This window comes from Pseudomonas sp. EYE_354, from assembly GCF_023148575.1.
Taxonomy (GTDB): Bacteria; Pseudomonadota; Gammaproteobacteria; order Pseudomonadales; family Pseudomonadaceae; genus Aquipseudomonas.
This window is the reverse complement of record NZ_JAHXNQ010000009.1, coordinates 245601-269904: the sequence shown is the minus strand read 5'-3', so window position 1 is coordinate 269904 and position 24304 is coordinate 245601. Positions and strand designations below refer to the sequence as shown.

Annotated in this window: 21 protein-coding genes; 8 read left to right on the top strand and 13 right to left on the bottom strand. The window is 61.5% G+C overall.

Features of this window, described 5'->3' with window-relative positions; genetic code table 11:
- Positions 1–495 precede the first annotated feature (495 nt).
- On the bottom strand, positions 496–1887 hold the full coding sequence (locus KZX66_RS15185) for an L-cystine transporter (protein WP_248080677.1): 1392 nt from the start codon (positions 1885–1887) through the stop codon (positions 496–498).
- A 242-nt stretch (positions 1888–2129) separates the two neighbouring features.
- Between KZX66_RS15185 and KZX66_RS15180 the strand changes: the two genes are divergently transcribed.
- Entirely contained in the window at positions 2130–3191 is a 1062-nt protein-coding gene (locus KZX66_RS15180; RefSeq protein ID WP_248080674.1) for a haloacid dehalogenase-like hydrolase, read from the top strand.
- Positions 3192–3321: 130 nt separating this feature from the next.
- On the opposite strand, the gene ilvD is transcribed toward KZX66_RS15180, so the two are convergent.
- The 3 genes from ilvD to KZX66_RS15165 form a co-directional block, all read right to left on the bottom strand.
- Entirely contained in the window at positions 3322–5163 is a 1842-nt protein-coding gene (gene ilvD / locus KZX66_RS15175; RefSeq protein WP_248080671.1) for a dihydroxy-acid dehydratase, read from the bottom strand.
- 388 nt (positions 5164–5551) lie between these two features.
- Complete coding sequence (locus KZX66_RS15170; RefSeq protein ID WP_248080668.1) at positions 5552–6715, bottom strand: MFS transporter; 1164 nt, start codon at positions 6713–6715, stop codon at positions 5552–5554.
- A 172-nt stretch (positions 6716–6887) separates the two neighbouring features.
- Positions 6888–8084, bottom strand: coding sequence for a class I SAM-dependent rRNA methyltransferase (locus KZX66_RS15165; RefSeq protein WP_015886370.1), 1197 nt, complete (start codon positions 8082–8084; stop codon positions 6888–6890).
- Positions 8085–8361: 277 nt separating this feature from the next.
- Here KZX66_RS15165 and KZX66_RS15160 point away from each other — a divergent pair, with 277 nt between their 5' ends.
- The gene (locus tag KZX66_RS15160; RefSeq protein ID WP_248080693.1) at positions 8362–9174 is read left to right on the top strand and encodes an HDOD domain-containing protein; all 813 of its coding nucleotides are present in this window, start codon (positions 8362–8364) and stop codon (positions 9172–9174) included.
- 21 nt (positions 9175–9195) lie between these two features.
- Positions 9196–10008 (top strand): bifunctional DNA-formamidopyrimidine glycosylase/DNA-(apurinic or apyrimidinic site) lyase, encoded by an 813-nt coding sequence (gene mutM, locus KZX66_RS15155; RefSeq protein WP_248080665.1) that lies wholly within the window; start codon positions 9196–9198, stop codon positions 10006–10008.
- Positions 10009–10058: 50 nt separating this feature from the next.
- Here mutM and KZX66_RS15150 read toward each other — a convergent pair whose 3' ends face one another.
- The 5 genes from KZX66_RS15150 to KZX66_RS15130 form a co-directional block, all read right to left on the bottom strand.
- A complete protein-coding gene (locus tag KZX66_RS15150) occupies positions 10059–10310 on the bottom strand; it encodes a YfhL family 4Fe-4S dicluster ferredoxin (protein ID WP_010564414.1) in 252 nt (83 codons plus the stop codon).
- Positions 10311–10486: 176 nt separating this feature from the next.
- Positions 10487–10966, bottom strand: a complete 480-nt coding sequence (coaD, locus tag KZX66_RS15145) for a pantetheine-phosphate adenylyltransferase (protein ID WP_022641651.1) — start codon at positions 10964–10966, stop codon at positions 10487–10489.
- Positions 10967–11069: 103 nt separating this feature from the next.
- On the bottom strand, positions 11070–12665 hold the full coding sequence (locus KZX66_RS15140; protein ID WP_248080662.1) for a GMC family oxidoreductase: 1596 nt from the start codon (positions 12663–12665) through the stop codon (positions 11070–11072).
- A gap of 37 nt (positions 12666–12702) precedes the next feature.
- Positions 12703–13248: a twin-arginine translocation pathway signal protein gene (locus KZX66_RS15135; RefSeq protein ID WP_248080659.1), complete on the bottom strand. Its 546-nt coding sequence runs from the start codon at positions 13246–13248 to the stop codon at positions 12703–12705.
- 28 nt (positions 13249–13276) lie between these two features.
- Positions 13277–14704 carry a coniferyl aldehyde dehydrogenase gene (locus tag KZX66_RS15130; RefSeq protein ID WP_248080656.1) on the bottom strand — a complete coding sequence of 476 codons (1428 nt, stop codon included), beginning with the start codon at positions 14702–14704 and terminating at the stop codon, positions 13277–13279.
- 146 nt (positions 14705–14850) lie between these two features.
- Here KZX66_RS15130 and KZX66_RS15125 point away from each other — a divergent pair, with 146 nt between their 5' ends.
- A complete protein-coding gene (locus KZX66_RS15125) occupies positions 14851–15522 on the top strand; it encodes a TetR/AcrR family transcriptional regulator (RefSeq protein ID WP_248080653.1) in 672 nt (223 codons plus the stop codon).
- Positions 15523–15553: 31 nt separating this feature from the next.
- A complete protein-coding gene (locus KZX66_RS15120) occupies positions 15554–16408 on the top strand; it encodes a sulfurtransferase (protein WP_248080650.1) in 855 nt (284 codons plus the stop codon).
- Here the strand turns inward: KZX66_RS15120 and KZX66_RS15115 are convergent.
- The 4 genes from KZX66_RS15115 to KZX66_RS15100 form a co-directional block, all read right to left on the bottom strand.
- Positions 16395–17387 carry a hydrolase gene (locus tag KZX66_RS15115; RefSeq protein WP_248080647.1) on the bottom strand — a complete coding sequence of 331 codons (993 nt, stop codon included), beginning with the start codon at positions 17385–17387 and terminating at the stop codon, positions 16395–16397. The two genes, KZX66_RS15120 and KZX66_RS15115, sit on opposite strands and share 14 nt — an antisense overlap.
- Before the next feature lie 62 nt (positions 17388–17449).
- Complete coding sequence (rsmD, locus tag KZX66_RS15110) at positions 17450–18076, bottom strand: 16S rRNA (guanine(966)-N(2))-methyltransferase RsmD (RefSeq protein ID WP_248080644.1); 627 nt, start codon at positions 18074–18076, stop codon at positions 17450–17452.
- Positions 18076–19566 carry a pitrilysin family protein gene (locus KZX66_RS15105; protein WP_248080641.1) on the bottom strand — a complete coding sequence of 497 codons (1491 nt, stop codon included), beginning with the start codon at positions 19564–19566 and terminating at the stop codon, positions 18076–18078. Before KZX66_RS15105 ends, rsmD begins: the two co-directional genes overlap by 1 nt.
- Positions 19559–20914, bottom strand: coding sequence for a pitrilysin family protein (locus KZX66_RS15100; protein WP_248080638.1), 1356 nt, complete (start codon positions 20912–20914; stop codon positions 19559–19561). The genes KZX66_RS15105 and KZX66_RS15100 overlap by 8 nt, the downstream gene beginning before the upstream one ends.
- A 233-nt stretch (positions 20915–21147) precedes the next feature.
- Between KZX66_RS15100 and ftsY the strand changes: the two genes are divergently transcribed.
- The 3 genes from ftsY to ftsX are packed head-to-tail and all read left to right on the top strand — an operon-like array spanning position 21148 to position 24226.
- Entirely contained in the window at positions 21148–22539 is a 1392-nt protein-coding gene (ftsY, locus tag KZX66_RS15095; protein WP_248080635.1) for a signal recognition particle-docking protein FtsY, read from the top strand.
- Positions 22536–23207 carry a cell division ATP-binding protein FtsE gene (gene ftsE, locus KZX66_RS15090; protein ID WP_003176700.1) on the top strand — a complete coding sequence of 224 codons (672 nt, stop codon included), beginning with the start codon at positions 22536–22538 and terminating at the stop codon, positions 23205–23207. The genes ftsY and ftsE overlap by 4 nt, the downstream gene beginning before the upstream one ends.
- Positions 23204–24226 carry a permease-like cell division protein FtsX gene (ftsX, locus tag KZX66_RS15085; RefSeq protein ID WP_248080632.1) on the top strand — a complete coding sequence of 341 codons (1023 nt, stop codon included), beginning with the start codon at positions 23204–23206 and terminating at the stop codon, positions 24224–24226. The genes ftsE and ftsX overlap by 4 nt, the downstream gene beginning before the upstream one ends.
- The last annotated feature ends 78 nt before the right edge of the window (positions 24227–24304 follow it).

Genomic DNA, 24304 nt, shown 5'->3' with positions numbered 1-24304 from the left:
ATGATGTTGTAGCGCCTCACCTGTGGCGCTCCAGGCAGAAGTCGAGGGTGGCGTTGATTGGGCGAGTTGATTGTTGGATTTGGGTATCAGCGTCCTTCATGTCGCTTCCTTTTTTAGGCGCGCAGGGAGACTCAAACGCTGTCGTGGCGTCGAGTCGAACAAAGGGGGCGCGCCGCAGTGGCGCCGGGAAGATGTTGCTGACTGGCGCAAAGCCAAACAACTGACCGTTCGGCTAGGTATTCGTAGAAACAGAAATTTCCGACAAGGGTTTGAGGTCGCCCCTGGGAAGCCGGCTGTCCAGTCTCCGTTGGCGACTTTTATCGTCTACTGTGCGCGGGATATCTTCGGGTATGCCGGGTTCTTTGGTAATCGGTCCGCGAACCTGCGTACAGCTGTCACCCTCTTCGCGAGCAAGCCCGCTCCCACATTTTGACCGAGTTCCAACATGGGAATGGGGTCGAATGGAGGAGCGGGCTTGCCCCCGATAGCGGTCCATCAGGCCTGCGCTAATTCCGCGTGCTCTTCGGCCTCCAACAGCGTCTTGTCCGTCTGCCCCATGATCTGGCTGGTAATCGCCCCGGCCGTCATTGAACCGTTCACGTTCAACGCTGTACGGCCCATGTCGATCAGCGGTTCCACGGAAATCAGCAGCGCCACCAATGACACCGGCAACCCCATGGCCGGTAGCACGATCAGTGCGGCAAAGGTCGCGCCGCCGCCCACGCCGGCCACACCGGCCGAACTCAGGGTCACAATCGCCACCAGGGTCGCGATCCACAGCGGGTCCAGCGGGTTGATGCCCACGGTCGGCGCCACCATCACCGCCAACATCGCAGGGTAGAGCCCGGCGCAGCCATTCTGGCCAATGGTGGCGCCAAACGAGGCGGCGAAACCGGCGATGGATTGCGGGATGCCCAGGCGACGGGTCTGGGCTTCGATGCTCAGCGGGATCGTCGCCGCGCTGGAGCGGCTGGTGAAGGCAAAGGTCAGCACCGGCCACACCTTGCGGAAAAACCGCAACGGGTTGACCCCGGCCAGCGACAGCAGCAGGCCGTGCACCACGAACATCAGGCCCAGGGCCAGGTACGACACCAGCACAAAACTGCCGAGCTTGATGATGTCTTGCAGGTTGGAGCTGGCGACGACCTTGGTCATCAGCGCCAGTACGCCGTACGGGGTCAGCTTCATCACCAGGCGCACCAGGCGCATCACCCAGGCTTGCAGGGTGTCGATGGCGTTGAGCACTTTCTGGCCTTTTTCCACGTCGTCCTTGAGCAGTTGCAATGCGGCAACGCCCAGGAAAGCGGCGAAAATCACCACGCTGATGATCGACGTCGGTTTGGCCCGAGCCAGGTCGGCAAACGGGTTGGCCGGCACGAACGAGAGCAGCAGTTGCGGGATATTCAGGTCGGCGACCTTGCCTGCGTAATCACTTTGGATCACTTGCAGGCGCGCCATTTCCTGGGTGCCGGCCACCAGACCTTCGGCGGTCAGGCCGAACAGGTTGGTCAGGGCGATGCCGATCAGCGCCGCAATGGCGGTGGTGAACAGCAGCGTGCCGATGGTCAGGACGCTGATCTTGCCCAGGGACACTGCGTTATGCAGGCGCGCCACTGCGCTGAGGATCGAAGCGAATACCAACGGGATCACGATCATTTGCAGCAGTTGCACGTAGCCATTGCCGACCAGGTCGAACCAGCCGATAGAGGCCTTGAGCACCGGGTTGCCGGCCCCGTAGATACTGTGCAGCGCCACACCGAACGCCACGCCGAGGACCAGCGCGAGCAGGACCTTTTTGGCCAGGCTCCAGTGAGTACGACGCGTCTGTGCCAGGCCCGATAACAGGGCCAAGAACACCAATAAGTTGAGAATCAGGGGCAGATTCATTAGAGCTCCGTTGAGAAGGCAGCCAATCGCGTGAGCCTGCGATTGCGAACCGGGAAGCCTAACAGCTTGAAATATAATGATTTAATATCGTTATGGAATGGCAAGTGTCGTTTTTGGAATAAGCCGGTGACGCTCAGGCGTATGTCGCTGGCGGGATCAGGACGCGCACGGTCGTGCTCGACATGGGAACTGTCACAGGGATTTGTTAGCGTCGATGTCTTTCACTCAGGGAGACACCGCCTATGAAGCTCGCGCCGAAACTACTGGTATCCGCCGCACTTTGCCTGGGGCTCGCCAGCCAGGTGTTTGCCGCCACCGAGTTGAAACACTGGCCGGCGCCTGCCGCCAAACAGCTCAACGACATGATCGCCGCCAACGCCAACAAGGGTAATTACGCGGTGTTCGACATGGACAACACCAGCTACCGTTACGACCTCGAAGAGTCCCTGCTGCCCTACATGGAAAACAAGGGCCTGATCACCCGCGACAGCCTCGATCCGTCGCTCAAACTGATACCGTTCAAAGACACCGCCGAGCATAAAGAGAGCCTGTTCAGTTACTACTATCGCCTGTGCGAAGTGGACGATATGGTCTGCTACCCGTGGGTCGCCCAGGTGTTTTCCGGCTTTACCCTCAAGGAACTCAAGGTCCAGGTCGATGAGCTGATGGCCTCCGGCAAGCCCGTTCCGGTCACCTATTTCGAAGGCGACGCGGTGAAAAAGTCCGAGGTGCAACCGCCGAAAGTCTTCACCGGTCAGGCCGAGCTGTACAACAAGTTAATGGAAAACGGCATTGAGGTGTACGTGATGACCGCCGCCTCGGAAGAGTTGGTGCGCATGGTCGCGGCCGATCCGAAGTACGGTTACAACGTCAAACCCCAGAATGTCATCGGTGTGACCACGTTGCTCAAGGATCGCCAGACCGGCGAGCTGACCACCGCACGCAAACAGATCGCTGCCGGCAAGTATGACGAAAAGGCCAACCTCGGCCTGGAACTCACGCCGTACCTGTGGACGCCTGCGACCTGGATGGCCGGCAAGCACGCCGCAATCCTTACCTACATCGACGAATGGAAAAAACCGGTGATCGTCGGCGGCGATACGCCCACCAGTGACGGCTACATGCTGTTCCATGATGTGGACGTGGCCAAGGGCGGCATCCACCTGTGGATCAACCGCAAAGACAAGTACATGACCCAGCTCAACGGCATGATGGCCAAGCACGCGGCGGCGCAGGCCAAGGAAGGGTTGCCGGTGACGGCGGACAAGAACTGGGTGATCGTCAAACCTGAAGAAATCCAGTAACCGCCTGTCAACCATGTGCCCGGTTTATACCGGGGCCAACCCCCTCCCACCGTTTGATCTTCCTTGTTCCTGGGTTTTCTCCAGGCAAAAAAATGCCCCGCACTGTGCGGGGCATTTTTATGCGCGGGGCTTACAGGCCGTCGAGCATTGCTTTGTTGCGCACGGCGCCCTTGTCGGCACTGGTGGCCAGCAGCGCGTAAGCCTTCAGCGCCGTGGTCACTTTACGTGGCCGTTTCTCAACCGGCTTCCAGCCTTTCTTGTCCTGCTCAACCCGGCGTGCCGCCAGTTCTTCATCGCTGATCAACAGGTTGATCGAGCGGTTCGGAATGTCGATCAACACCTTGTCGCCATCCTGCACCAGGCCAATCGCGCCGCCGGCGGCCGCTTCCGGCGAGGCGTGGCCGATGGACAGGCCCGAGGTGCCGCCGGAGAAACGGCCGTCGGTGAGCAGCGCGCAGGCTTTGCCCAGGCCTTTGGACTTGAGGTACGACGTCGGGTAGAGCATCTCCTGCATGCCCGGGCCGCCTTTGGGGCCTTCGTAGCGGATGATCACGATGTCGCCTTCTTTGACTTCGTCGGCGAGGATGCCGCGCACCGAGCTGTCCTGGCTTTCGTAGATCTTGGCGCGACCTTCGAAGACGTGGATGGACTCATCCACACCGGCGGTCTTCACCACGCAGCCGTCCAGAGCGATGTTGCCGTACAGCACGGCGAGGCCGCCTTCCTGGGAGTAGGCGTGCTCGACACTGCGGATGCAGCCGTTTTCACGGTCGGCGTCCAGGGTGTCCCAACGGGTCGACTGGCTGAACGCGGTCTGGGTTGGGATGCCCGCCGGGCCGGCCTTGAAGAAGGTATGCACGGCTTCGTCGTCGGTCTGGGTGATGTCCCACTTGGCGATGCCTTCGGCCAGGGACTTGCTGTGCACGGTCGGCAGGTCGGTGTGCAGCAGGCCGCCACGGGCCAGTGAGCCGAGGATCGAGAAGATCCCGCCGGCGCGGTGCACGTCTTCCATGTGGTACTTCTGGATGTTCGGCGCGACTTTGCACAGTTGCGGCACGTGACGGGACAGGCGGTCGATGTCGCGCAGGTCGAAATCGATCTCGGCTTCCTGGGCCGCGGCCAGCAAGTGCAGGATGGTGTTGGTGGAACCGCCCATGGCGATGTCCAGGGTCATGGCGTTTTCGAACGCCTTGAAGTTGGCGATATTGCGCGGCAACACCGACTCATCGTTCTCGCCGTAGTAGCGCTTGCACAGCTCGACGATGGTGCGGCCGGCCTGCAGGAACAACTGCTCGCGGTCGCTGTGGGTGGCCAGCGTGGAACCGTTGCCCGGTAAGGCCAGCCCTAAGGCTTCCACCAGGCAGTTCATCGAGTTGGCGGTGAACATGCCGGAGCACGAACCGCAGGTCGGGCAGGCGCTGCGCTCGTATTCCGCGACCTTCTCGTCAGATGCGCTGGAATCGGCGGCGATGACCATGGCGTCGACCAGATCGAGGCCGTGGCTGGCCAATTTGGTCTTGCCGGCTTCCATCGGGCCGCCGGAAACGAAGATCACCGGGATGTTCAGGCGCAGGGCGGCCATCAGCATGCCGGGGGTGATCTTGTCGCAGTTGGAGATGCACACGATGGCGTCGGCGCAGTGGGCGTTGACCATGTACTCCACGGAGTCGGCGATGATCTCGCGGCTCGGCAGGGAATACAGCATGCCGTCATGGCCCATGGCGATGCCGTCGTCCACGGCGATGGTGTTGAATTCCTTGGCCACGCCGCCGGCGCGTTCGATTTCGCGGGCGACCAGTTGGCCCAGGTCCTTGAGGTGGACGTGGCCCGGTACGAACTGGGTAAACGAGTTGGCAATCGCGATGATCGGCTTCTTGAAGTCGTCATCTTTCATCCCCGTGGCACGCCACAGTGCGCGCGCGCCGGCCATGTTGCGGCCGTGGGTGGATGTTTTCGAGCGGTAATCTGGCATGGAGCACTCCGGGCGGCTAATCAGGTACTACTTAATCAGGTGCTAAAGGGAAGTGAGCTTCTAATGACGTCTGGAACACCCGAAAAATGGCACTGGTGTCCGGAAGTTGCCGCAAACGTTACGGGATCGCCGTGCGCAGTGGCCTTGAGCTCATAAACCCGCCGGGGGATGACTGGCGATGAATAGGGCCGATTCTACACCGCTGGCGGCTGGAGGGAACCGGGCAATACTCAGGGCCGCAGGCTTTGTTTAGATTGGCGGCCCTTTGCCCCCCACCCCACTCCAAAGGGATTGGAATGTCCGGTATCCATCGCTTTCTAGGCGTCTACCTGCTGATCGGCCTGATCCAGGGAATCGTCTTCTTGCTCGCGCCCGTGATCCGGCAGCCTTAACCCCCTCCCGTGCGGCGATTGGTCACCAGCCCCCACAGGCCGAAACCGATAAAGCTAAGGGCGATGGTCAGCAGCAGGTAATCACCAGCCTGGGCCAGTGCCGCGCTGCTGACGGCGGCAGTGAGGAACATGATGCTGTTGCCCGCCGACGCGGCGGTACCGGCGCTGCTGGAAAACAACAGCATCGCCGCCGAGATTGCGGCGGGCCGCACCAACGTGACGGCCAGGGCACTGAGCAGCATTGGGATCAGTAGGGTAACGGAGGTGATTGCATCCAGGCTGATGATCAGCGTTAACAGCACGCCGGCGCCGCAGAGTAATCCCAGACCTATGTTGATTTGCCGGGACAGCGGCATGCGTTTCTGCAAAGACGATGCCGCCACGCCGCCGAGCAGGTAGGCAACGCCATACACCGTCAGCACCAGGGCGTATTGGTACTCGGAAAGCTGCAGGGCATCCATGAAAATCAACGGTGTCACGCTGATCAGCGCGAAATAGCAGGCGAACACCAGCGCGGCGATCCACCAATAGCGCAGGAAATCGCGACTGCCGGCCACCGCCTTGAGTGTGCTGATGATCGACACGGGCGCGCGATCGGGGCTTGCGGACTTGGACGGCAGGATGCAGGCCGCATGGAGCAGCATGCCCGACGCCATTACGGCGAACCCGTAGAAACTGCCTTGCCAGTCGAAGGTGGTTTGCAGCCAGGAACCGATCAGCGGCGACAGCGCGACAAATGAGCCGCTGAAGGTCATGTAATAGAGCCGGACCCTGGCTCGATCCTCCTCGTCAAACAAGTCCTCTACCAGGGCGTGGCCCAATACAAAAAAACCGCAGCCCATGGCCTGCACCGAGCGAAATAACAGGAACGTCAGGTAGTCCGGGGCCATCGAGCAGCCCAGCGCGCCCACAATCGACAGCGTGATGCAGCCGAGCAGCACCTCTTTGCGCCCCCATTTATCCGACAGCGGGCCGGCGATCAGTTGTGAGATCGAAAACATCAGGGTGAACAGGCCGATCGACAGCGCGATGTCTGCACTCGGCGTGTCGAATCTGGCGGCGAGGGCAGGGAAGGAGGGCAGCAGGATATTGATCGGGAAAAAGCTGATCAGGGAGATGCAGGTGATGAGGATGAAGCGCGAGCGTTTGGACCCAGACATGGTGAGTGTTTTCCGGCGTAAAACCAGAAACCGATACTAGTCTGCGAAAAATGGAATTCAATCAGGAGTGTTGTGGGACGCTTCTTGGAAGGATGTGGCTTTTAGCGGTAGGAAAAATCTCGTGCAACGAAAAAAGGTGGGAGCGGGTTCCCACCTTTGATCGGCGCGTTACTTAGCTGTTAGGCAACAACCGGCACGTAATGCTCTTGATGTACCGCGTCTCCACGATCGCCGGGTGCACCGGATGGTCCGGGCCCTGGCCGCCGCGTTCGAGCATCTGGATGTTGCGGTCCAGATGGCGGGCGCTGGTCAGCAGGATGTTTTGCAGGTCGTCTTCCGGCAGGTGCATGGAGCACGAAGCGCTGACCAGGATGCCGTCCTTGCTGAGCAGGCGCATGGCTTGCTCGTTAAGGCGGCGATAGGCGCCTTCGCCGTTTTTCATGTCTTTTTTGCGTTTGATGAAGGCCGGTGGGTCGGCGACGATCACGTCGAAGCGCTCTTCGCTGGCTTTGAGCTCTTTCAACGCTTCAAACACGTCGCCTTCGATGCAGGTCATCTTCTCGGCAACGCCGTTCAGCGCAGCGTTGCGCTCCACGCCGTCAAGGGCGAAGGCGGAGGCGTCGACGCAGAACACTTCACTGGCGCCGAAGGCGGCGGCTTGCACGCCCCAGCCGCCGATGTAACTGTACAGGTCGAGCACGCGCTTGCCTTTGGCATACGGCGCCAGGCGTGCGCGGTTCATGCGGTGGTCGTAGAACCAGCCGGTCTTTTGGCCCTGGATCACTGGGGCTTCGAATTTCACGCCGTTTTCTTCCAGCGCTACCCACTCCGGCACCAGGCCGAACACGGTCTCGACGTAGCGGTTGAGGCCTTCGGCATCGCGTGCGGCGGAGTCGTTCTTGAACAGGATGCCGCTTGGCTTGAGCACTTGGGTCAGGGCGGCGATCACGTCTTCTTTATGGGCTTCCATGGTCGCCGAGGCGATCTGCACCACCAGGATGTCGCCGAAACGGTCGACTACCAAGCCCGGCAGCAGGTCGGAATCACCGTAGACCAGGCGGTAGAACGGCTTGTCGAACAGGCGGTCACGCAGCGACAGCGCAACATTGAGGCGGTGCACCAGCAGCGACTTGTCCAGTGGCAACTTGATGTCGCGCGACAGCAGGCGCGCGCAGATCAGGTTGTTGGGGCTCATGGCCACGATGCCCAGGGTCTTGCCGCCGGCCGCTTCCAGGATAGCCTGGTCGCCTGCCTGAAAGCCGTGAAGAGGGGTGGCGGCCACGTCGATTTCGTTGCTGTAGACCCACAGGTGGCCGTTGCGCAAACGACGATCGGCGTTGGCTTTGAGACGCAGGCTTGGCAGGGACATGACGTCGCTCCGGAAAAAAGAGCGGGAGTATACCTGTTGCGGCACGCTTCATGTGGGCGCCGACTTGCCTGCGATGCGGGCGGCGCGGTGTATCTGACGTACGGCGTGAATACCCTCGCAGGCGGGCTGGATACCCCATTTGATCCGGTTTCAGTTCAGTATTTGGGTGTCGGCCGAGTCTTTATAAGGGTTAGAATCCTCGTCTAGCCCAGAGTGTGTACTTATGTCCCAAGAACTTTCCGCCGAACAGATCCAGCAGGCCCTGCAAGGCATCAGCGTGCCGCCGCAGCCGCAAATCATGGTGGATTTGCAAATGGAGCAGTACATGCCCGACCCGGACCTGGAGGTGATCGCGCGGTTGATCGCCCAGGACCCGGGCCTTTCCGGCGCGTTACTGAAGATCGTCAATTCGTCGCACTACGGGCTGAGCAACAAGATTGCTTCGATCCAGCGTGCGGTGAACCTGCTGGGCAGCCGGTCGGTCATCAACCTGATCAATGCCCTGTCGATCAAGGGCGAGATGAGCGATGACACCATCGTCACCCTCAATCGTTTCTGGGACACCGCCCAGGATGTGGCCATGACCTGCCTCACCCTGGCCAAACGCACCGGCTCCCAGGCGGTCGATGAAGCCTATGCCCTGGGGCTGTTCCATGATTGCGGCGTGCCGCTGATGCTCAAGCGCTTCCCCAGCTACATGACGGTGCTGGAAGAAGCCTACGCCAACGCCGGGCCCGATTGCCGCGTGGTGGACACCGAGAACAATGCGTTCAATACCAACCATGCCGTGGTGGGTTACTACACCGCCAAGTCCTGGCGCCTGCCGGAGCACGTGACTGACGCCATCGCCAATCACCACAACGCCTTGGCGATTTTCAGCGACGAGTCGTCGCGCAATCCACAACTCAAGAATCTGTTGGCCATCCTGAAAATGGCCGAGCACATCTGTTCGTCCTGCAAAGTGCTGGGCAACCAGGCCGTTGACCACGAGTGGAACGCGGTGGGGCATCTGGTGTTGGACTACGTGGGCCTGTCGGACTACGACTTCGAGAGCATGAAGTTGTCGATCCGCGAGCTGGGCGCGCACTGACCCTTCCATCACGAGGTACACATGCCCGAGTTACCCGAAGTCGAAACCACCCGACGCGGTATCGCCCCGCACCTGGAGGGCCAGCGCGTCAGCCGTGTGGTGGTGCGTGAGCGGCGCCTGCGCTGGCCCATCCCGGAAGACCTGGATGTGCGCCTTTCGGGGCAGCGCATCGTGCTGGTGGAGCGGCGGGCCAAGTACCTGCTGATCAACGCCGAAGTGGGCACCCTGATCAGCCACCTGGGCATGTCGGGCAACCTGCGCCTGGTTGAAGTCGGTATGCCGGCGGCCAAACATGAACACGTGGACATCGAATTGGAGTCCGGCCTGGCCCTGCGCTACACCGACCCACGGCGTTTCGGCGCGATGCTCTGGAGCCAGGACCCGCACAACCACGAGTTGCTGATCCGCCTGGGCCCGGAGCCGTTGACCGATCTGTTCGATGGCGATCGCCTGTTTCAGCTGTCCCGTGGGCGCTCGATGGCGGTGAAGCCGTTCATCATGGACAACGTCGTGGTGGTGGGCGTGGGCAATATCTATGCGACAGAAGCGCTGTTTGCAGCGGGGATTGACCCACGTCGCGAGGCCGGCGGCATTTCGCGGGCGCGCTATTTGAAACTGGCGATTGAGATCAAGCGTGTGCTGGCCGCTGCCATCGAGCGCGGCGGTACAACGTTACGCGACTTTATCGGCGGCGACGGACAGCCAGGGTATTTCCAGCAGGAATTGTTCGTCTATGGGCGTGGCGGCGAGGCATGCAAGGTCTGCGGCACCGAGCTGCGCAACGTGGTGCTGGGGCAGCGCGCGAGTGTGTTCTGCCCGAGGTGTCAGCGCTGATCGTGCTATCGGGGGCTTGCCCCCGATAAGGCCCTCATACGCCAACAGGCTCAAGCCTTACCGGTAATCTTCCGGTACTTCTCCATCAACTGCGCTTCAGTCTCCGGATGGGCTTCATCCAGCGGAATGCAATCGACCGGGCACACCTGCTGGCACTGAGGTTCGTCATAGTGACCGACGCACTGGGTGCACAGGTTGGGGTCGATCACGTAGATCTCCTCACCTTGGGAAATCGCCGCGTTCGGGCACTCGGGTTCGCAGACGTCGCAATTGATGCAATCGTCGGTGATGATCAGGGACATGGAAACTCCTGCCAGGGCTGTCAGCCAGGGCATCTGAAAACGAATGCGCGCAATTGTGCCGCATTGGCGCCCGCAGTGCGAGCGGGTCCGACTTGTGGCCGATCGTCTGGCTGTCTGTGCGGTTGCCTGTAGTGAGCAGGCGTGCTCGCTACAGCAGCGAGCGCACTCACCACAGGTTACTTCTTGAAGCGCAGCGTCAGTGCTTCGGCCACGGCCGGGTGCACGAACTTGGTGATATCTCCGCCCAAGGCGGCGATTTCACGGACCAACGTCGAGGAAATGAACGAGTAACGCTCCGACGGCGTGAGGAACAGGCTCTCGACGTCCGGCGCCAGTTGGCGGTTCATGTTGGCCAGCTGGAATTCGTATTCAAAGTCCGACACCGCGCGCAGGCCACGCAGGAACACATTGGCGTTCTGCTCTTTGGCGAAGTGCGCCAGCAATGTCGAAAAGCCCACCACTTCCACGTTAGGCAGGTGCTTGGTGACCTCACGCGCCAGCTCCACGCGCTGTTCCAGGGGAAACAGCGGGTTTTTCTTGGGGCTGGCCGCGACCGCGATGATCACATGGTCGAACAAGCGAGAGGCACGTTCGACCAGATCGCCATGGCCTTTGGTAATCGGGTCGAAGGTACCTGGGTACAACACTCGGTTCATCGCGTCGTCCTGGCGGAGTCCGTTGGGGAACCGGATGGTATCGCAGCCATCCCGGTCGGGAAAGTCGACTTATGTAGATAGAGGCCGCGTATCGAACGTTTTTTCACGCTGTTTTCAGACGTTCGGCCAAAGCTGTGGCCAATTGCGCGGTCAATCCATACACCGACAATTGCGGGTTGGCCCCAATACTGGTGGGAAACAGCGAGCCGTCGTGGATCGACAGGTTGCGCAGTTGATGATGACGACCGAGGCTGTCGGCCACGGCATTTTTCGGATCTTCCCCCATGGCGCAGCCGCCCATCACATGGGCGCTGCCCAGGCAGGTGCGATGCAGTTCCAGGTTCAGGCCGTCGATCAGCGTACGGGCTTCGCCCAGAGTTTTGACATAGCGCGCATCGTGGTGCAGCGGCTTGACGGACTTGGCACCCGCCGCGAACTGGATCTCGGCCATGCTGTGAAACGCGCGGCGCAGGCCATCCCAGGCGTAAGGCGAGACCTGATAGTCGAGCACCGGCGTGCCGTCGCCGCGCAGTTCCACGTTGCCGCCGGGGCTGTCGGGGTGGAAGCCGTCGCGCAGCAGCGCGAGCATGGCGTGGGTATTGGGCAGTTGGCTCATGTCCAGGGCGTTTTGCGTGCCATAGCCTCCGAGCAAGGTGCTGGCCAACGCCGGATGTAAGGGCGGCGCCTCGAGCTTGTAGGACATTCTGCCGGTGGTGCCGTCCAGCCATTGGAAGTGATCGGAGTAGATCGACTGCGGCGCGCCATAGAACGGGTTGATCAGCTCATCGAACAATGCTGCGGAGAAATTCACCAGGTGCAAAAAGGTGCGCTTGCCCAGCCGCGAGTGCGGATCGGGTGCGTCCGAGCGCATCAGCAATGCCGGGCTATTGATACCGCCCCCCGACAGCACATAGTGCTTGGCCTTCACCGTGATCTTGCGTCCGGTGGGCGCCACACAGCGCGCGTCCATGGCCAGGCATTCCAGGCTGCTGATGCTGTCGCCGCTGTAATTGAGGCGTTCGGCGCGCGCCAGGTACAGCAGCTCGCCGCCTTTTTCCAGGGTGGCGGGGATGGTCGTCACCAGCATCGACTGCTTGGCGTTGACCGGGCAACCCATGCCGCAATAGCCCAGATTAAAGCAGCCACGCACGTTGCGCGGGATCACATGCCAGCTGTAGCCGAGTTGCTCGCAGCCCTTGCGGATCACGTCATTGTTGGCGTTCGGCGGTATGGCCCAGGGCGCGATGCCCAGGCGTTGCTCCATCTTTTCGAACCACGGCGCCATCTCGCTGCTGCTGTGGCCTTTGATCGCGTATTCGCTGGCCCAATGGGCGAGAGTCGCGTCCGGTGTGCGAAAGCTCGACGTCCAGTTGATCAAGGTGGTGCCGCCCACGGCCCGCCCCTGCAGGATGGTAATGGCGCCGTCCTTACTCATGCGGCCGATGCCTTCCTGGTACAGGCTGGTGTAGGCCTCGTCCTCGAGCAGCTTGAAGTCGCCGCTGGTCTTGAGCGGGCCTTCTTCGATCAGCAGCACCTTGAAACCGGCGGCGCTGAGGATCTCGGCGGTGGTGCCGCCGCCGGCGCCGCTGCCGATGATGGCGACGTCGGCTTCCAGAGTCAGGTCGCTGTCGAGGGCGGCGCCATTATGGGTTTTCCAGCCGCGGGCCAGGCCTTCGCGGAACAGATCGGGTACGGGCATCGGGATCGTCTCTTGTTTTTATTGTGGGGGATGCGGCTCAGATTTTCGGCGGACCGGGGTAACCGCAATGCCCCCAGGACAGCGGTTGGAAGTACCAGGCCATGATCACCAGCTTGAGCAGCGAGCCCTGGCCCATGCGCAGCAGGTTGAGGTAGCTGTTCTCCCAACGGTGCAAAAAGTCTCGGATCTGTTCGCTGCCGGCGTTCTCCCAACTGCCCCAGATACCGGTCAAAGGTCCGCGGGTGATGCCCATGCTCAACACGTCGAACAGTTGCTGGGTGAGCTTGAACATCTCCGGCGACAGGTGCTGCAGGCTGAAGTCGAGTTTTTTCAGGGTGTCTTCGACGCCGCTGGCGACTTCCTGGGCGCTGGCAACACCTTCCAGCAATACCGGGATCACGGCGCGCAGAAAGGGCAGATCACTGCTGCGCAATAGCGCGAAGCCACTGGCCGGGGTGCTGCTGGAGCAGCCACTGAGGCTGGCGCCGAGCCCTGCGGTGGCTAAAAAGGCGCTGGCGCACAGGCCGAGTTTCAAGACGCCGCGCCGTGACAGCGCGGGTGAGTCAATCAGGCTAGGGTTCATTGTTTTTATTGTCCCGAGGGTGGCGTTTTCAGCGGATAAACAGCTTCTGGATCAACTTCTGGATTGATTTGCCATAAGGCGGGTAGATCAACCTGGCGGCGTTCAGACGCTGTTTCACCAGCACGCCTTTGGCCTTGCTGAAGGTCAGGAAGCCTTCATGGCCGTGGTAATGGCCCATGCCCGAGGGGCCGATGCCACCGAAAGGCATGTCGTCCTGGGCCACATGCAGCAGGGTGTCGTTCAGGCACACGCCGCCGGAATGGGTTTCGTGGAGTACGCGGTTCTGTTCGCCTTTGTTGTAGCCGAAGTAGTACAGCGCCAGTGGGCGAGGGCGCCTGTTGATGTAGGCAAAGGCTTGATCGATGCCGCGATAGGGCACGATCGGCAGCACGGGGCCGAAGATCTCGTCCTGCATCACGGTCATGTCGTCGCTGACATTCAGCAGCAGGCTGTGGGCCATGCGTCGCCCTTGGGCTGTTTCGTACAGCGGAATCAGGGTGGCGCCTTTGTCGGTAGCGTCCTTCACGTAGGCGTTTAGCCGGGCCAGCTGTCGCTCGTTGATGATCGCTGTGTAGTCCGGATTGTCGGGCAGCGTCGGATAAAACCCGCGTACGGCATTGCTGTAAGCTTCGACGAAAGCGTCGACGCGGTCTTCCGGCACCAGCACGTAGTCCGGCGCCACGCAGGTTTGTCCGGCGTTCAAGGCTTTGCCGAAGGCGATGCGCTCGGCGGCGTCCTTGAGCGGCACGTCAGCGGAAACGATCGCCGGCGACTTGCCGCCCAACTCCAGGGTGACCGGCGTGAGGTGCTCGGCTGCGGCACGCATCACGTGCTTGCCGATGTTGGTGGCGCCGGTAAACAGCAGGTGGTCGAAACGCAGCCTGGAAAACGCCATGCCCACGTCGGCCTCGCCCAGCACCACACAGACCAGGTCCTCGGGGAAGATCTTCGCCAGCAGTGTTTTGAGAAGTTCGCCGGTGGCCGGGGTGGATTCACTGAGCTTGAGCATCACCCGGTTGCCCGCCGCCAATGCACCGACCAACGGGCCGATGGCCAGGTAGAGCGGGTAGTTCCACGGCACGATCACCCCCACCACACCCAGCGGTTGGTAAATCACTTTGGCTGACGCGGGTTGGAAGGCAATGCCTACAGCGCGGCGGGAAGGTTTCATCCAGCGCTTCAGGTGTTTGCTGGCGTAGTGAATGCCGTGCAGGCTGGGCATCAATTCGGCGAACAGAGTTTCGTCCGCGCTGCGGTGGCTGAAATCCTGGCTGATTGCGTTAATCAGTGCCTGGCGTTCATCGCTGAGCAGGTCCCGCAGCGCCTTGAGCCATTGTTGGCGTTGCGCGGCCGGTGGCATCGGGTTGGCCGCATAGGCCCGACGTTGAGCGTCGAACAGGTCCTGGAGGTGTTCCAGTGCCTGGGAATCTTGCAGGTAAGCAACGTTGGCAGACATGGCGAGGCACCGATTGTTATTGGTCTGCCTGGATTTTTAGAGTCATTACTCTAAATTGTCAAATAACATTGCAGTAACATCCAGATTTATCCTGGCAAGGATAGGCCGTAAGATGGTGCATCACGTGTATAGAAGCTGATTCCCCTATGGCACCACGAGTAAAGACCAGCGAGCGCATTGTGCAAACCAGCCTGGAGCTTTTTAACCAGCAGGGCGAGCGCAGTATCAGCACCAACCACATCGCCGCCCACATGGAAATTTCGCCGGGCAACCTGTACTACCACTTCCCCAACAAGCAGGCGATCATCGCCGTACTGTTCCGTGAATACGAAGCGCTGGTGGACAGCTTCCTGCGGCCGCCCCAGGGGCGTGCGATGGTGGTAGAGGACAAGCGCTTTTACTTGCAGGCCGTGCTGGCTGGCATGTGGCGCTACCGGTTTTTACACCGTGACCTTGAACATTTGTTGGAGAGTGATCCGGAACTGGCCACCGGCTATCGGCGTTTCTCCCAGCGTTGCCTGACCCAGGGCGGTGCTATTTATCAAGGGTTTGTCGATGCGGGCATCCTCAGCATGGACCCGGTGCAAACCGAGGCCCTGACCCTCAATGCGTGGATCATCCTTACCTCCTGGGTGCGGTTTTTATGCACCACCAATGAAAACTCTGCCCACCTGAGTGCCGAAGCCATCAAGCGCGGGGTGTACCAGGTGCTCGTGTTGGAGGCAGGGTTTGTCACGCCCCAGGCCAAAGAGGCGGTGGATGCGTTGTTCAAAGAGTTTTACGTGCCGCTGAACCAGGCACTGGAAGAAGTGAAGTAGGTCTTTCCCCATGCATTTGCAGGAGTTCGTCATGCCGCTTGCCCAACTGATCAGCCCCCAGCAATTGGCCGAACGCCGCACCTCGGCGGGGCTTGTACTGCTGGATTGTCGCTTTGCCCTGGAAGACCCGGATTACGGCCTTTGCAGTTACGCCGAAGGGCATATCGAAGGCGCGCAGTATGCTGACCTTGAGCGCCACCTCAGCGGGCCGGTTGTCAAAGGCGTGACCGGTCGTCATCCCCTGCCGGCAGCGGATACGTTGATCCAGCAACTGCAGGCCTGGGGCATCAACCCTGATAGCGATGTGGTGCTTTACGACGACGGTCCTGGCGCCTACGCCGCGCGCGCATGGTGGCTGCTGGCCTGGCTGGGCAAGCGTGACGGCGTGTTTATTCTGGATGGCGGCCTCAAGGCCTGGCACAGCGCCGGTTTCCCGTTGAGTCTGGATGCGCCGGTGACCGAGCCTGGGACGTTTGTCGGCACGCCGGACAATCAACTGTTGCTGGACGCCGACCAACTGCAAAAGCGTCTGGGCCAACCCGGCCTGACCTTGATCGACGCCCGCGCCCAACCGCGTTTTCGCGGCGACATGGAACCCATCGACCCCGTTGCCGGGCATATTCCCGGTGCGCAATGTGCGGCATTTAGCGAAAACCTCGGCAGCGACGGTCGCTTCCTGCCGGCCGATCAACTCCAGCAGCGGTTTGCCGCGCAGTTGCAGGGGCGTGATCCGCAGGAACTGGTGGCGTATTGCGGCTCCGGCGTGACGGCGTGCCATAACCTGTTCGCCCTGAGCCTGGCGGGATACCCCTTGGGCAAGTTGTATGCGGGGTCGTGGAGTGAGTGGATCACCGACCCGGCGCGGGCGATCGCTACCGGCGACTGAGCAGCCAGGCTGGAATCCGGCGTTCCAGGTAGTAACCGGGGCGCCTGAGCGAGCCGTCGACAAACCCCACATGCCCGCCCTTGGCCAGCAGCTCGAATTCGGTACAGGCCGACAGTTCGCTGGCTTCCGGCAGGCTGTGGGCGAACACGAACGGGTCGTCGGCGGCCTGGATGATCAAGGTCGGCGTGCGGATCGCACCGAGGTAATAGCGGCTCGACGCGCGGCGATAGTAGTCCTCGGCGCTGAGGAATCCGTGCAGCGGCGCCGTGACCCGGCCGTCGAAATCCCAGAATGTGCGCATCTTCTCTAATGACCCCAGGGCCTCCAGAGTTTTCAGCCCGTCCGCTTGGCCATCCTGCACGAACTGACGTTGCTTGACGCGGATATACGCCAGCATCTCGCGCATGAAGTGCTTCTGATACACCCGCGAAAACCCCAGCCCGATGCGATCGGCGCACTGGTCCAGGCGGAACGGCACCGATACCGCCGCGGCGCCTTGCAGGCCGGAGGCTTCGCCGGTTTCACCCAAGTGCTTGAGCAGCACGTTACCGCCCAGGGAATAACCCACCGCATACAACGGCGCCAAGGGTCGCCTGGCTCGCAGATGGGCAATCGTTGCCGCCAAATCTTCGCTGGCGCCCGAGTGGTAACTGCGGGCCAACAGGTTCGGCTCGCCGGAACAGCCACGCCAGTTCAGGGCCACACTGGCCCAGCCCTGCGCCGCCAGGACTTTTTGCAGGCCAGCCACATAGGGCGAATTGGACGAGCCGGTCAGGCCATGCAGCACCAGCACCAAGGGCGCCTGTGCGTCATGGGGGCCATGCCAGTCGAGGTCGAGAAAATCGCCATCGTCCAGCCACAGCCGTTCGCGCTGGCGCTCGATATGGGTCGTTGGACGCCACAGCGGTCCCCACAGTGTTTGCAGGTGCGGGTTGCCAAGGCCGAAGGCGGGTTTGAATCGTTCAGAAGAAGGGTTCATGCAGATCTCTGTGGCAAGCGCTTATTGTGGTGAGCGGGCAAACCCGCTCACAACGCATGCACTCACTGAGGCAATTCGGCGCGCTCAACCAATCGATGCCACAACGCGTAATACACCCGTCCGGACTTCTGCTCGCGGTGCAGGCGCCATGCGCCCGGCAACCCGAGGGTGGACGGTGCGGTCTCGCTTTCAGTGTAGATCCACGCGTCCGGCGCCAGCCATTGGCGCTCTTCCAGCAGGGCGCAGACGGTCGGCAGCAGGTTCTGGTTGAACGGCGGGTCGAGGAACACCACGTCGTATTCACTGGCCGCCTGGGTTTCCAGATAGCGCAGCGCGTCGGCGGTTTGCACCTGGCCATTGGTGCAGCGCAGGGTGCCCAGGTGCTCCTTGAGGCTTGAGACCGCTACGTTACTGGCGTCCAGTGCCTGCGCCTGGGCCGCGCCACGGGACAGCGCCTCCAGGAACAGCGCGCCACTGCCGGCGAACGGGTCCAGTACCTTGGCGCCCGCGATATACGGTGCGAGCCAGTTGAACAGGGTTTCGCGCACGCGGTCCGGCGTTGGGCGCAGGCCCACGACGTCAGGGAAGCTCAGCTTGCGGCTGCCCCATTCACCACCAATGATGCGCAGTTGGCCCACACCGTTGTGGACGTTGTGGACAGGTTTTTTCGGGCGAGATGAACTGGCCATTAATGCTCCGGAACCCCGAGCGGCTGCTCGGCGGGTTTATCAGTGGGGGGCGGTAGTGGCTTTTGCGCAATCGTTGGGCCGGCGGTCACGATGACCATCTTGTCGGCGCTCAAGTGTTTGTTCAAGGCAGCCTTGACCTGCTCTACGGTCAGGGCCTGGGATTGTTTCATGAAATCTTCCAGATAGCTCAGCGGCAAGTTGTAGAAACCCATGGCGCCGAGTTGGCCGACGATATCGGCATTGCTCGCGGTGGACAGCGGGAAGCTGCCGGCCAGCTCGCGCTTGGCGTCATCCAGTTCTTTCTGCGTCGGGCCGTTCTTGAGGTATTCGGCCAGCACGTCCTCGACCAGGCGCAGGGTGCCGCCGCTCATTTCGGCGCGAGTCTGCAGGTTGATCATGAACGGGCCACGCACCTGCATCGGCGAGAAGCCGGAGTAGACGCCGTAGGTCAGGCCGCGCTTTTCGCGCACTTCGCTCATCAAACGGGTGCCGAAGCCGCCGCCGCCGAGGATCTGATTGCCCAGGGACAGCGCGGCGTAGTCCGGATCGGCGCGGTCGATGCCCAGTTGCGCGAACAACAGGTGGGTTTGCTTGGACGGGAACTCGATATGGCTCAGGCCGGCCTTTGGCTCCGTCGGCTGGGCAATCCTGGGCAGGGCCGGGCCTTTGGGCAGCGACGCAGACACCTTGGCGGTCATGGCTTCAGCTTCGGCGCGGGTGAGGTCGCCCACCACCGCAATCACCGCGTTGCCGGCGGCATAAGCCTTGGCATGGAAGGCCTGCAACTGCGCCAGCGTGATCTTCGGCACGCTTTGCGGGGTGCCTTCGCTCGGGTGTGCGTAAGGGTGGTCGCCATACAGGCGCTTGAACAGCTCCAGGCTGGCCAGTTTGCCGGGGTTCTGCTTCTGGTATTCGAAGCCGGCGAGGATCTGGTTCTTGATGCGCGCCAGGGAATCGGCCGGGAAGGTCGGCTTGCCGATCACCTCGTCAAACAGGTTCAGGGCGGCGTCGCGTTTGTCGCTGGCGCTCAAGCTGCGCAGGGACACCAGCGCCATATCGCGGTAAGCGCCGTTGCCGAAGTCGGCACCCAGGCCTTCAAAACCACTGGCGATCTGGCTGACATCCTTGCCCGGCACGCCTTCGTTGAGCATGGCGTTGGTCATGAGTGCCAGGCCGGGCACGTCGCCGTCCTGGCTGCTGCCGGCGGCAAACAGGATGCGCACGTCGAACATCGGCAGTTCATGGGCTTCCACGAACAGCACCTTGGCACCTTCGGCGGTGGTCCAGGTTTGCACGTCGAGCTTGCGGTTGGTCGGCGCCTTGCCATCCAGCTCCGCCAGCGATTGCAATTTGTTGGTGGACTGAGCCTTGTCCAGCGCCTGGCTGGCCACGGATTCGCTGGGGCGCAGGAAATACACGGCACTGGCCGCGATCAAGGTGACGGCCATCAGGCCGGGCAGGATCAGGCGGCTGTTTTTGCGATCACTCATGAGCGGTCTCCTCGGGCAAAACATGGGCGACGCTCAGACGTTCGCGGGTGAAATAGGTGCGTGCGGCCTTTTGGATATCTTCCGGGGTCACGCTTTGCAGGTCCGCCAATTCGCTGTCCATCAGCTTCCAGGACAGACCGACGGTTTCCAGGGAGCCAATGGACGTGGCCTGGCTGGTGATCGAGTCGCGCTGGTACACCAGGCCGGCAATGACCTGGGCGCGGATACGTTCCAGTTCCTCAGCGGTGGGCGGTTTGGCTTTGAGCTCTTCGAGCAGGCGCCACAGGCCTGCTTCCGCCTGGGCGATGGTCTTTTTCTTCTGCTGATTGGGCGTCGCCGTCAGCATGAACAGGGTGTCGCCACGGGTGTAGGCGTCGTATTGGGTAGAGGCGGCCGAGACCAGTTCCTCGCCGCGCTCCAACTGCTCGGAGATGCGCGCGCTGTAGCCGCCGTCCAGCAGGGCCGAGATCAGGCGCAGGGCCTGGACCGAACGTTTGTCTTCGGCAGTGGCCAGGCCAGGGACGTTGAAGCCCAGGATCACGCTCGGCAATTGGGTCTGCACGTGCATGGTCAGCAGGCGCTCGCCGGGTTCGGCCAGTTCCATCGGGATCTTGGCCGGTGGCACGTCACGCTTGGGGATCGGGCCGAAGTAGCGCTGGGCCAGGGTTTTCACTTCATCCGGGGTAACGTCGCCGACCACTACCAGGGTGGCGTTGTTCGGCACATACCAGGATTGGTACCAGTGGCGCAGTTCTTCGACTTTCATGCGGTCCAAGTCGGCCATCCAGCCGATGGTCGGCGTGTGGTAGCCGCTGGCCGGGAACGCCATGGCCTTGAAGCGCTCATACGCCTTGGACATTGGGTTGTCGTCGGTGCGCAGGCGGCGCTCTTCTTTAATAACCTCGATCTCGCGGCTGAACTCGTCGGCCGGCAGGCGCAGGCTGGCCATGCGGTCGGCCTCGAGCTCAAAGGCCACGCCCAGGCGGTCACGGGCCAGCACCTGGTAATAAGCGGTGTAGTCATCACTGGTGAATGCATTTTCTTCAGCGCCCAGGTCGCGCAGGATCAGCGAGGCTTCGCCGGGGCCGACTTTGGCGCTGCCCTTGAACATCATGTGCTCCAGGGCGTGGGACAAACCGGTCTGGCCCGGGGTCTCGTAGCTCGAGCCCACCTTGTACCAAACCTGGGAAACCACCACCGGGGCGCGATGATCTTCGCGTACGACGACCTTGAGGCCGTTGTCGAGGGTGAATTCGTGGGTGGGTTGTGGGTCGGCAGCCAAAGCTGAAAGAGGCAGACAAACTGTGCTGAACAGCAGGCCTGCGGCGCGGCGGGCTAGAGCATTCATTCGTTTTTAAACCTGTTGGGCTGCCCGCTTGGTCTTAGCGTCGGCGGGCGAGGAGGTGCTAGGATACTGGTCGAATATACGGACGGCCACTGCGGCAGTCTTGTGTAGGCCCTATTTAGGCCTTACAAAATGTTGCGCATGAACGAGCTGGCTAAAAAACAGTCTGTTACGCATCGAATTTTATTTACCGGCGTGCCGCTCTGGCGCGTCGCTACCTTGAGATAGCCGTCTCCATGTTTGGTTCCAACGACGACAAGAAGACCCCAGCCGCGGCTGGCGAGAAGAAAGGCCTGTTCGGATGGCTGCGCAAAAAGCCGCAGGAAACCGTTGCTGAACAGCCGCAGGTTCACGCTGAGCCGACCCCCGAACCCCTAATAGAAGCCCAACCGGTAGCCCAGGCACCGGAGCCGGTGGTATTGCCGATGGCCGAGCCGGTGTTGCAGCCGGTGGTGGAAACCAAGCCGGAACCAGCCCTCGAACCAGCCCCTGAGCACACGCCATGGCCCGAATTGCCGGTGGCCGAAGAGCCCGTGGCGCTGGTTGAGAATGTGCAGGCTGAGCACGTGGTGCCGCCGATCCCTGCGTTCGTCGAGCCGGTGGAGGTCGTGGTTCAAGCGCCGCCAGTCGAAGTCTCGGTGCCGACCGCTCCTGCCGTTGTCGAGCCGGCGCCTGCCGCCCCATCAGTCGAAACCGGTAAAGCCGGCTTCTTCGCCCGCCTCAAGCAGGGCCTGAGCAAAACCAGCGCCAGCATCGGCGAAGGCATGGCCAGCCTGTTCCTGGGCAAAAAAACCATCGATGACGAGTTGCTGGAAGACATCGAAACCCGCCTGCTCACCGCAGATGTGGGCGTTGAAGCCACCGCCGTGATCATTCAGAGCCTGACTCAGAAGGTCGCGCGCAAACAGCTCACCGATGCCGACGCGCTGTACAAATCCTTGCAGGCTGAGCTGGCCGCCATGCTTAAACCGGTGGAAGCACCGCTGGTGATCACCCCGAACAAGCCGTTCGTGATTCTGGTGGTGGGCGTCAACGGCGCCGGTAAAACCACCACCATCGGCAAATTGGCCAAGAAGCTGCAGCTCGAAGGCAAGAAAGTCATGCTCGCCGCCGGCGACACCTTCCGCGCCGCGGCTGTCGAGCAGTTGCAGGTATGGGGTGAGCGCAACAAGATCCCGGTGATTGCCCAGCACACCGGCGCCGACTCCGCTTCGGTGATCTTCGACGCCGTGCAGGCCGCCAAGGCCCGTAACATTGATGTGCTGATCGCCGATACCGCTGGTCGCCTGCACACCAAAGACAACTTGATGGAAGAACTGAAAAAAGTGCGCCGGGTGATCGGCAAGCTGGACGCCGATGCGCCCCACGAAGTGCTGCTGGTGCTGGATGCCGGTACCGGCCAGAACGCCATCAGTCAGGCCAAACAATTCAATCAGACGGTGCAACTGACCGGCCTGGCGTTGACCAAGCTCGACGGCACGGCCAAGGGCGGCGTGATCTTTGCGCTGGCCAAGCAGTTCGGCTTGCCGATTCGTTATATCGGCGTCGGTGAAGGCATCGACGATCTGCGCACTTTTGAAGCCGAACCCTTTGTAGAGGCGTTGTTTGCCGAGCGGGAGCGTTCATGATTCGATTCGAACAGGTCGGTAAACGCTATGCCAACGGGCATGTGGGCCTGCATGAGCTGAGCTTTCGAGTGCGCCGCGGCGAGTTCCTGTTTGTGACCGGCCATTCCGGCGCGGGTAAAAGTACCTTGCTGCGCCTGCTGCTGGCCATGGAACGCCCGACGACCGGCAAGCTGTTGCTGGCAGGTCAGGATCTGGCCACCATCAGCAATGCGCAGATCCCTTTCCTGCGCCGTCAGATCGGCGTGGTGTTCCAGAACCACCAGTTGCTGTTCGATCGCACCGTGTTCAACAACGTTGCGCTGCCGTTGCAGATCCTCGGGCTGTCCAAGGCCGAAATCATCAAGCGTGTGGATTCGGCCCTGGAGCGCGTGGCGCTGTCGGACAAGACCGACCTCTACCCTGGCGACCTGTCCACCGGCCAGCAACAGCGCGTCGGCATCGCCCGCGCCATCGTCCATCGCCCGGCCTTGCTGCTGGCGGACGAACCCACCGGTAACCTCGATCCGCGTCTGGCGGCCGAGATCATGGGGGTGTTCGAAGACATCAACCGCCTGGGTACCAGCGTATTGATCGCCAGTCACGACCTGGCGCTGATCGCTCGCATGCGCCACCGCATGTTGACCTTGCAACGCGGGCGCCTGATCGGTGACGGGGAGGCTGGCGTATGAGTGCCACACGTAGTCCTAAAGTGTCCGAACGCGTTGCGCCGAAGCCGGCCGACCCGCAACCGAAAAAGAAAAAACACGACGAAGACGACGGTCCGGACTTCAGCACGCTGCTGCGCGCCTGGATCGAAAGCCATCGCGCCAGCATGCTGGACAGCCTGCGTCGCCTGGGCAAACAGCCGATCGGCAGTTTTTTCACCTGTCTGGTGATGGCCGTGGCATTGAGCCTGCCGATGGGTTTGTCGCTGCTGCTCAATAATGTGGAGCGCCTGGGCGGTTCCTGGCAGCGCGCGGCGCAGATTTCGCTGTACCTGAACCTCGATGCCAGCACGCAGCAAGGCGAGGCGCTGCGCGACGACATCAAGAACATGCCGGGGGTGGCAGATGCTGAGTATGTCAGCCGCGATCAGGCGCTTGAGGAGTTCCAGCAACAGTCCGGCCTAGGTGAGGCGCTTAAAGAGCTGCCGCAGAACCCGCTGCCGGGCGTGGTGCTGGTGACGCCGAACGAAGTCGACAAGACTGCCCTGGAGGCCCTGCGACAAAAACTCGCAGAGATGCCGAAGGTGCAACAGGCGCAACTTGATCTAGTCTGGGTAGAACGCCTGGCCGCCATTCTCAAGCTGGGTGATCGCTTTGTGTTCGGCCTGACAGTGCTGTTGGTGTCTGCATTACTTTTGGTGATAGGTAATACCATTCGTCTTCATATTGAAAACCGTCGCATCGAGATAGAAGTGATTAAACTGGTCGGCGGCACGGACAGTTATGTGCGTCGTCCTTTTCTGTACATGGGCGCGCTTTATGGCTTTGGTGCGGGGATTTTGTCCTGGGCCGTCCTGGCATTCGGCCTGAACTGGCTGAACGATGCGGTCGTCGGGCTCGCCGGCTTGTACGGCAGCGATTTTGCGTTGGCCGGCGTACCGGTGGCAGATGGTCTGAGTCTCTTGCTTGGTGCGGTCCTGTTGGGGTATATCGGTGCGTGGATTGCGGTCGCACGGCATTTACGTGAGCTGGCACCGAAGTAGTTAATGTCAGATTAATGTGGTTTCGTTTGTATTGACCGTATCAGTGGTTTAGGGAACTTGTCCTACGGTTCCCGGTCA

Excerpts from the sequence above, each read along its gene's own strand:
- KZX66_RS15185 (WP_248080677.1), bottom strand. The coding sequence starts at position 1,887 with ATGAATCTGCCCCTGATTCTCAACTTATTGGTGTTCTTGGCCCTGTTA.
- ftsE (WP_003176700.1), top strand. The coding sequence starts at position 22,536 with ATGATTCGATTCGAACAGGTCGGTAAACGCTATGCCAACGGGCATGTG.
- ftsY (WP_248080635.1), top strand. The coding sequence starts at position 21,148 with ATGTTTGGTTCCAACGACGACAAGAAGACCCCAGCCGCGGCTGGCGAG.
- KZX66_RS15165 (WP_015886370.1), bottom strand. The coding sequence starts at position 8,084 with ATGTCCCTGCCAAGCCTGCGTCTCAAAGCCAACGCCGATCGTCGTTTG.
- KZX66_RS15120 (WP_248080650.1), top strand. The coding sequence starts at position 15,554 with ATGCCGCTTGCCCAACTGATCAGCCCCCAGCAATTGGCCGAACGCCGC.
- KZX66_RS15170 (WP_248080668.1), bottom strand. The coding sequence starts at position 6,715 with ATGTCTGGGTCCAAACGCTCGCGCTTCATCCTCATCACCTGCATCTCC.
- KZX66_RS15135 (WP_248080659.1), bottom strand. The coding sequence starts at position 13,248 with ATGAACCCTAGCCTGATTGACTCACCCGCGCTGTCACGGCGCGGCGTC.
- KZX66_RS15140 (WP_248080662.1), bottom strand. The coding sequence starts at position 12,665 with ATGCCCGTACCCGATCTGTTCCGCGAAGGCCTGGCCCGCGGCTGGAAA.
- KZX66_RS15115 (WP_248080647.1), bottom strand. The coding sequence starts at position 17,387 with ATGAACCCTTCTTCTGAACGATTCAAACCCGCCTTCGGCCTTGGCAAC.
- mutM (WP_248080665.1), top strand. The coding sequence starts at position 9,196 with ATGCCCGAGTTACCCGAAGTCGAAACCACCCGACGCGGTATCGCCCCG.
- rsmD (WP_248080644.1), bottom strand. The coding sequence starts at position 18,076 with ATGGCCAGTTCATCTCGCCCGAAAAAACCTGTCCACAACGTCCACAAC.
- ilvD (WP_248080671.1), bottom strand. The coding sequence starts at position 5,163 with ATGCCAGATTACCGCTCGAAAACATCCACCCACGGCCGCAACATGGCC.
- KZX66_RS15150 (WP_010564414.1), bottom strand. The coding sequence starts at position 10,310 with ATGTCCCTGATCATCACCGACGATTGCATCAATTGCGACGTCTGCGAA.
- KZX66_RS15130 (WP_248080656.1), bottom strand. The coding sequence starts at position 14,704 with ATGTCTGCCAACGTTGCTTACCTGCAAGATTCCCAGGCACTGGAACAC.
- KZX66_RS15105 (WP_248080641.1), bottom strand. The coding sequence starts at position 19,566 with ATGAGTGATCGCAAAAACAGCCGCCTGATCCTGCCCGGCCTGATGGCC.
- KZX66_RS15180 (WP_248080674.1), top strand. The coding sequence starts at position 2,130 with ATGAAGCTCGCGCCGAAACTACTGGTATCCGCCGCACTTTGCCTGGGG.
- KZX66_RS15100 (WP_248080638.1), bottom strand. The coding sequence starts at position 20,914 with ATGAATGCTCTAGCCCGCCGCGCCGCAGGCCTGCTGTTCAGCACAGTT.
- coaD (WP_022641651.1), bottom strand. The coding sequence starts at position 10,966 with ATGAACCGAGTGTTGTACCCAGGTACCTTCGACCCGATTACCAAAGGC.
- ftsX (WP_248080632.1), top strand. The coding sequence starts at position 23,204 with ATGAGTGCCACACGTAGTCCTAAAGTGTCCGAACGCGTTGCGCCGAAG.
- KZX66_RS15125 (WP_248080653.1), top strand. The coding sequence starts at position 14,851 with ATGGCACCACGAGTAAAGACCAGCGAGCGCATTGTGCAAACCAGCCTG.